This window comes from Kitasatospora sp. NPDC058965, assembly GCF_042741245.1.
Classification (GTDB): domain Bacteria; phylum Actinomycetota; class Actinomycetes; order Streptomycetales; family Streptomycetaceae; genus Kitasatospora.
Map to the genome: position 1 here is coordinate 1 of NZ_JBHYKG010000399.1, position 6,817 is coordinate 6,817.

The 6,817-nt window shown below is 72.6% G+C and carries 6 protein-coding genes and 1 riboswitch; of the genes, 2 read left to right on the top strand and 4 right to left on the bottom strand.

What is annotated here, in order from left to right:
* Window positions 1-273 precede the first annotated feature (273 nt).
* A complete protein-coding gene (locus tag ACFW1A_RS36785; protein ID WP_380417318.1) occupies window positions 274-1,473 on the bottom strand; it encodes a transglycosylase family protein in 1,200 nt (399 codons plus the stop codon).
* 7 nt (window positions 1,474-1,480) lie between these two features.
* A riboswitch (cyclic di-AMP (ydaO/yuaA leader) is annotated at window positions 1,481-1,639 on the bottom strand.
* 624 nt (window positions 1,640-2,263) lie between these two features.
* Window positions 2,264-3,241, bottom strand: coding sequence for a sirohydrochlorin chelatase (locus ACFW1A_RS36790; RefSeq protein ID WP_380417322.1), 978 nt, complete (start codon window positions 3,239-3,241; stop codon window positions 2,264-2,266).
* Between the two features lie 464 nt (window positions 3,242-3,705).
* Here ACFW1A_RS36790 and ACFW1A_RS36795 point away from each other — a divergent pair, with 464 nt between their 5' ends.
* Window positions 3,706-3,942, top strand: a complete 237-nt coding sequence (locus tag ACFW1A_RS36795) for a DUF397 domain-containing protein (protein ID WP_380417324.1) — start codon at window positions 3,706-3,708, stop codon at window positions 3,940-3,942.
* 192 nt (window positions 3,943-4,134) lie between these two features.
* On the opposite strand, the gene ACFW1A_RS36800 is transcribed toward ACFW1A_RS36795, so the two are convergent.
* Window positions 4,135-4,704: an ATP-binding protein gene (locus tag ACFW1A_RS36800; RefSeq protein ID WP_380417326.1), complete on the bottom strand. Its 570-nt coding sequence runs from the start codon at window positions 4,702-4,704 to the stop codon at window positions 4,135-4,137.
* A 384-nt stretch (window positions 4,705-5,088) separates the two neighbouring features.
* Here ACFW1A_RS36800 and ACFW1A_RS36805 point away from each other — a divergent pair, with 384 nt between their 5' ends.
* Window positions 5,089-5,958 (top strand): helix-turn-helix domain-containing protein, encoded by an 870-nt coding sequence (locus ACFW1A_RS36805; RefSeq protein ID WP_380417328.1) that lies wholly within the window; start codon window positions 5,089-5,091, stop codon window positions 5,956-5,958.
* 22 nt (window positions 5,959-5,980) lie between these two features.
* Here the strand turns inward: ACFW1A_RS36805 and ACFW1A_RS36810 are convergent, their stop codons facing one another.
* Window positions 5,981-6,622: a TetR/AcrR family transcriptional regulator gene (locus ACFW1A_RS36810; protein WP_380417330.1), complete on the bottom strand. Its 642-nt coding sequence runs from the start codon at window positions 6,620-6,622 to the stop codon at window positions 5,981-5,983.
* Between the last annotated feature and the right edge of the window lie 195 nt (window positions 6,623-6,817).

Genomic DNA, 6,817 nt, shown 5'->3' on the forward strand with positions numbered 1-6,817 from the left:
CTCGCGCTCTCGCGCTCTCGCGCTCTCGCGCTCTCGCGCTCTCGCGCTCTCGCGCGAAGCGCTCAATGCTGGTGGCCCGGTGAACGGGGTCGGCGGGCCAGTGCCGGCCTGTCTGCGTGCCCGTCAGGCCGCCCGTGAGCCCGTACGAGCGGAGCCCCGGCCCCCGGCCCCGCCTGCGGGTTGCGCGGGCCAGCCGACGGCGTGCGAACGCCCGTAGGCCGCTCCCCGGGAGAGGTGGGGGAGCGGCCTACGGGCGCGACTGGCGAGCGGGGATCAGACCCGGCCGGCGAAGTCCGGGGTGTAGTTCGCGATGGTCTCGTACTTCACGCCCGCGCTCGGGTTGGCGGCCTCGACGTACTTGCCGCCACCGATGTACAGGCCCACGTGGTACACGCCCGAGGCGCTGCCGTTGTTGGACCAGAAGAGCAGGTCGCCCGGCTGCAGGTTGTTCAGCGAGACCCGGGTGGTGGCCGCGGCCTGGTCGGCGGCGACGCGCGGGATGGAGATGCCCGCGTTGGCCATCGCGGCCTGGGTCAGGCCGGAGCAGTCCCAGCCGCCGTTGCCGGTGCCGCCCCAGATGTACGCCTGGCCGACCTTGGACTCGGCGAAGGAGATCGCCGCGGCGAACGCGCCGGAGGCCGGCTGCGCGGCAGCGGTGGCGCTGGTGGTGCGGACCGACGGGGCGGACGGGGTGGTCGCCGGGGCGTCGGTGCTGTCGTCGTTGCCGGCCGGCGCGGCCGGGGCCGGGGTGGCGACCGAGACGGTGCCCAGGACCAGCTGCTGGCCCGGGTAGATCCAGTCCGGACCCTGGGGCAGCGCGGCCTTGTTCAGGTCGTACAGCTTCTGCCAGCCGCCGTCCACGTGGTGGCTCTGCGCGATGGTGGACAGCCAGTCACCCTGGACCACGGTGTAGGTCTCGGTCTTGGTGGTGGTGGCCGGCTGGGCGGCCGGGGCCGCGTCCTGCGAGGCGGTGTGGCGGCGGTCCGAGTGGCTCTGGGCGGTGCCCTGCCAGGACTGCGAGCCGCTGTTCTGGGACTGCTGGGCCGGCTGGGCCTGCTGCTGGGCCGGGGCGCTGGTGTCGACCTGCGGGGCGGCGCCGCCGCGGGTCAGGCCCGCCTCGACGGAGCAGACCGGCCAGGCGCCGGGGCCCTGGTCGGCGAGGACCTTCTCGGCCACCGCGATCTGCTGGTCCTTGGTGGCCAGGTTCGCCTCGGAGGCGTACTGGTGGCCGCCGTAGGCCGCCCAGGTGGAGGAGGTGAACTGCAGGCCGCCGTAGAAGCCGTTGCCGGTGTTGATCGACCAGTTGTTGGTCGACTCGCAGGCGGCGACCTTGTCCCAGACCGAGACGGGGGCGGCGGAAGCGGTGGTGGCGGTGATGCACGGCAGCGCCAGGCCGAGGCCGAGCAGACCGGTGGCGGCGATCGCACGCTTGGCGTTGCGAGCGGGACGGTTCGTTGCGGTCGTGGGCAGCATGAAGACGCGTTCCTCTCCTACGCCTGCGAGGTGAGCTGTCGGATTCGGGCTGGAGTTGCCCGGCCGTGCTGAGCACGGCTTCACCCCTAGCCCGGTGCTCCGGTCGATGACCGGCGCCCGGGCGGCTTACCTGGTTCCCCCGCTCCTGCCGTGGTGCGTTTTCGCGCTGCCAGCAGTGCCGGTGGCAGGACTCGGCGTCCGGCCCGCTGGGTCCGTGTGACCACGAACGGGGAGCACGTTAGACAGGCATAAGTTGATTCCGCAAACAGCTGTGAGCGCGGTCACACGGGCTTCACTAACCTCACAAGATCGAGGATCATGCACAGCTGATGCACCGTCGCCGAACGCATGGGCAAGTGCCCCCACCTGCCGTGCAGTTGCCGCCGTTTCAGGGTGACGGGCCGTCGGCCCGAGGGGCCTTCACAAAGCCTTCACGACGTCCGTTTCCGGGCCCGCCGAGGCCCTGTCGGGGTCCGCCCCGGGGGTGCAGTTACCGTTTCGAGACCAAAGTCGACTCGCCCTCAGATGTCCGTTTTGCCCCCGGGTTGGCACTCCGTCAGCACCCGCAGGCCCGCTCTGCCGGCCTGGGTCGGCACCCGTCGGCCCGCCCTGCCGGCGCGCGTCGGCACCCGTCGGCCCTGTCCCGTCGGCCCCGTCCCGTCGGCCCTGTCCCGTCGGTCCGCCCTGCCGGCACCCGTCGGTCCGGCCCGGACCGGGCGGCCGGGAACGACGCAGGCCCCGCGGCCGCCCAGGGGCGGCCACGGGGCCTGCGGGGTCCGTCAGTGGTGGATCAGGCCTGCTCGGCCGCCTCCGCCTGCTCGACGGCCTGCTCCGGCTCCTCCTCCAGCGGCGGCGGCAGCAGGGCCGGCAGCACGGCGAGGTACGTCGAGGCGGCCAGCTGACCCACCGTGGGGTAGGCGCCGACCGGGGCCGCGCTCGGGCAGCCGGTCTCCTCGGTGGCGGCCAGCAGCAGCTCGGCCGAGACCTCGGGGCCGATCACCAGCGGGGCCAGCGCCGGGCGCTGCGCACCGGTGGCGCGCAGGTGCTCGACGGCGGCGGCCACCGAGCCGGGCACGTCCAGGGCGGCGGCGACCACCGGGACGGCCAGGCGGGCGGCGAGCAGCACGCCGGTGATCCCGGCGGCCGCCGCCGCGTCCTCGCCGCCGGCCGTGGTCAGCACGACGCCGTCGGCGGCGGTGGCGATGGCGAACAGGCGGGCCCGGTCGGCGCGGGCCAGCCCGGCCTCGGACAGCCGGACGTGGACCGCCTCGGCCAGCAGCGGGTGCGGGCCGAGCGGGTCGGTGACCACGGCGCCGGCCTGGGCGGCCAGCTGCTGCAGGTGGCCGACGTAGGCGTGCGGGCCGGGCAGCAGCGGCACCAGCACCGGTGCCGGCAGGCCGGCCTCGGCGGCGGCGACCAGCAGTTCCTCGACGGTCGGGCGGGGGCGATCGGTGACCGGCGAGTACTCGACCGGCTCGCCGGCCTCGCCCTCGGCCCGGTCGGCGGCGTCGGTGGCGGCCTCCGTGCTCGCGGCGCTGCGCAGCCAGCCGGCCACGACCTCGATGCCCGGCTGCTCGCCGCGGATCACCGAGACCAGCTCGTCCACCACGGCGACCGTCTCCGGCGTCGCCTCGGCGGGGACGGCGAGCACCAGCGTCGGGGCGCCGACCGGCACCTCGGGGCGCTCGGGGCGGCGGTGGCGCCCCCGTGCACGGGAGCCGGGCGTGCGGACGGGCAGCGGGGCGCCCGGGATGGCTGCAGTGCTCATGGCGCAGAATCGTAGGACATGGCCGCGATCACTCCGCATCCGGCTGCCGCTCACGGCCTCCGAGCCGGACAAGTCGGCCGAATTCCGGCAGTTCCTCGACCCGGCCGGGCAGATGTGACGGAGTGTGAGGGTCTCGCTGCGAAGTTGATCACGAGTCCTCACTGTCAACGGGTTGAACCGGCCAGGCTCGTTGTGCGTCCAACCCACCAGCGGTGACGGTCGCCCAGCTGATTCGCCCTCATCTGTCCCGTTCTGCCCGGCAGCAGACCCCTCCCAGGGGGCACTCTGTCACCTCGGGTACAAGTGCGTGCACGCGCAAAATCACATGCCGATGCACGTGCATTAGCGTTATCATTACGACAAGTAAGGCATTCGCGCTGCCCATACGAGCCGGAGGCGGCCGGCGGTCGGAGCGGACGAGCGCCGAGCGGTTCGATCACTCCAGCGCTCTCTGGGAGATTCCTATGCACCACACGTACAACGGCATGGCGGCCAGCGACCTGGAGGGCGTGGTCTGGCAGAAGAGCCGGCACAGCAACTCCAAGGGCAACTGCGTGGAGTTCGCCGCCCTCCCCGGGGGCGCCGTCGCCATGCGCAACTCCCGCTTCCCGGACGGCCCGGCACTCGTCTACACCCGGGACGAGATCGAGGCCATGCTGCTCGGGGTGAAGGACGGCGAGTTCGACCACCTGGTGGCCTGACCCGGGCGGCGCGAGCACGGGACCAGGAGACGCCGTCGTGGTGGCAGCCGCGACGGCGTTCGGCATTGGGCCGGCCGCGGTCGAACGCCGGGCCCGGTCGGTCGAACACCGGCTGCGGCGCGGGCGGGGACTCCCACGGGAACGACGGAACGCCGCGCCAGGGCGCGGCGTTCGGGGCATTGCGGAAGGCTCCTAGGCGGAGCGGCGGTGGCGGCCGATCGACCCGAGGTCGGGTATCAGTGAGGCGCCGGCCATGGACGGGGTGTCAGGGGCCTGGAAGAGCGCCCAGACCACCTTCCCCGTCCCCGAGGCCAGCGGGTGCCAGCCCCAGGAGTTGCTGAACGAGTCCACCAGGTGCAGGCCGCGGCCGGACTCGGCGACGAAGTCGGCCTCCCGGGTGACCGGTCCCGCGCTGCTCGGATCGCTGACGGCGCACACCAGTTGGGGAGCCCGGTGGACCAGGCTGATCCGGATCGGCAGTCGGCCGTCGGCGCTCTGTCCGGGGCCGGCCTGGATCGGGAAGCCCGGGCGCCCGACGCCGCCCGGCAGGTCCGCGGAGGTCGGCTCGCCGATCGCGTGCCGCAGTGCGTTGGTCACCAACTCCGAGGCCACCAGGGCCACGTCGTCGAAGAGGTCGTCGAGGCCCCAGCGGTGCAGGCTGGTCCGGGCGAAGTCGCGTGCGGTGCGTACCGCGTCATAGCGAGGGGGGAGCGTGCAGGTCGCCACGTCAGGATCGACGGCCACAGCCGTACCTGTGCCCATGAAGAGCTCCTCCCATAAGGGGGCGGACACGGCTGGACCCGGCGGGGTCATGCCGGTCACCTCCGACTCGCTCGGCCGCTTCGCCAGCGCCGCGACCAAGTGCGTGGGGTCGACAGCGATGCCCGCGGGACTGCCACAGGGGGCGTGCAACTGCACGTGCACCATCGTGCTCTGTGCTCACGGCGGATGCAAGAGTCGATTCACGTGCAGTCGGCTCATTGGCATATGCAGACGCCGGATGCACGTGCATCTGCACATGCTGATGGACGTGCCGATGGACGTGCCGATGCAAAATTGATAGATCCTTGTGCCATCACGGGCACTGTGAGCGGCCGGATAGTGGCAGACTGTGCCCTGTTTCCCCGAGGCGGAGGTTCCCACGGCATGACCACAGCGCAGCCAGGCGGCGGCGGTTCCATGGTGCGCCGAATCCTCCTGGGCTCCCAGCTGCGCCGGCTGCGGGAGGCACGCGGTGTCACGCGTGAGGACGCGGGCTACCAGATCCGGGCCTCGGAATCGAAGATCAGCCGGATGGAGCTGGGCCGGGTCTCCTTCAAGGAGCGCGACGTCGCCGACCTGCTCACGCTGTACGGCGTGACCGACGGCGAGGAGCGCGAATCGCTGCTCGGCCTGGTCCGCGAGGCGAACAAGTCCGGCTGGTGGCACAGCTTCAGCGACGTGCTGCCGGGTTGGTTCCAGACCTACGTCGGCCTGGAGGAGGCGGCCTCGCTGATCCGCACCTACGAGGTGCAGTTCATCCCGGGCCTGCTGCAGTGCGAGGAGTACGCCCGCGCGGTCTTCGGGCAGAGCCGCCCGGTGCTCAGCGAGGAGGAGATCGACCGCCTGGTGGGCCTGCGCCTGCGCCGGCAGAAGCTGCTGACGGAGGGTCAGGGCCCCAAGCTGTGGGCGGTGATCGACGAGGCGGCGCTGCGCCGGCCGGTCGGCGGCCCCAAGGTGATGCGCAGCCAGTTGCAGTACCTGATCGACATCTCCGAGCAGCCCAATGTGGTGATCCAGGTGATGCCGTTCCGGTTCGGCGCGCACGCGGGGGAGAGCGGGGCGTTCAGCATCCTGCGCTTCCCCGAGCAGGACCTGGCGGACGTGGTCTACCTGGAACAGCTGACCAGTGCGCTCTACCTGGACAAGCGCGACGACGTGGACGCCTACGTCCAGGTGATGGAGCGGCTGTGCGTGGACAGCCTCACCCCCGAGCGCACCGTCGAGCTGCTCGGCTCGATTCTCAACGAGGCCTGATCCGCCGGGCGTCCACCGCCGGCTACTGCGGCTGCCGTATCCGGTGCCCGCCGGTCGGCGGATCGGCCTGCGGCGGTCTGCCCAGGTGCCAGGCCAGCCCGTAGCGGGCGAACAGGTCGGCGCGGATCGGCGGCAGCGGCGTCTGCGCCCCGGGCAGCAGGACGCCGATGCAGCCGCCCATCAGCGCGCTGCGCAGCACCGCGTGTTCGGCCACCGGGTCCGCGGCGCCCCAGTCGGCGAGCACCTCGCGCAGCAGGGCGCCGAGCTGCTGCTGCTCCGGGTCCTGGACGAAGCCGCCCACGTCGGGGTCGAGGATCAGCGCCAGGTGCGAACGCATCACCCGCGGGTGGTCCAGTGCGGTGTGCAGCACCTGGTCGATCGCGCCGGCCAGCCGCTGTTCGGGCGTGGCGCCCGGCCCGAGCGCGGCCAGTGCGGCGGCCAGTTCCAGGTGCATCAGGCGGTGGGTGGCGGACTGCATCAGCAGCCGTTTGCCGTCGAAGTAGTACGAGACCAGGCCGCGGGCCAGGCCCGCGGCCTCGGCGATGTCGGCCAGTGTGGTGGCCGCGTATCCGCGCTGGTCGACCAGGTCCGTGGTGGCCCGCATCAGTCGCCGGCGGGAGCGCAGCCGCATCTCCTCGTTGACCGATTCCCCGCGAGGTGCCATCGTGTCAGCTCCGTACGTTGGTTGGCTCTCGGTCAATATACTTCTGACCGTGAGTGACCGACGGTCTGCGCCCGAGGCGAAGGCGGGCGTCGGTCCAGTACGGGGCTCGGCGTGGGGCGGACCCGCCACGGGGGCGGGGGGGGCCCACCCCCCCAACCACATCCCCGATCGGGGCGGGGGGGAGGACAGGTCGCC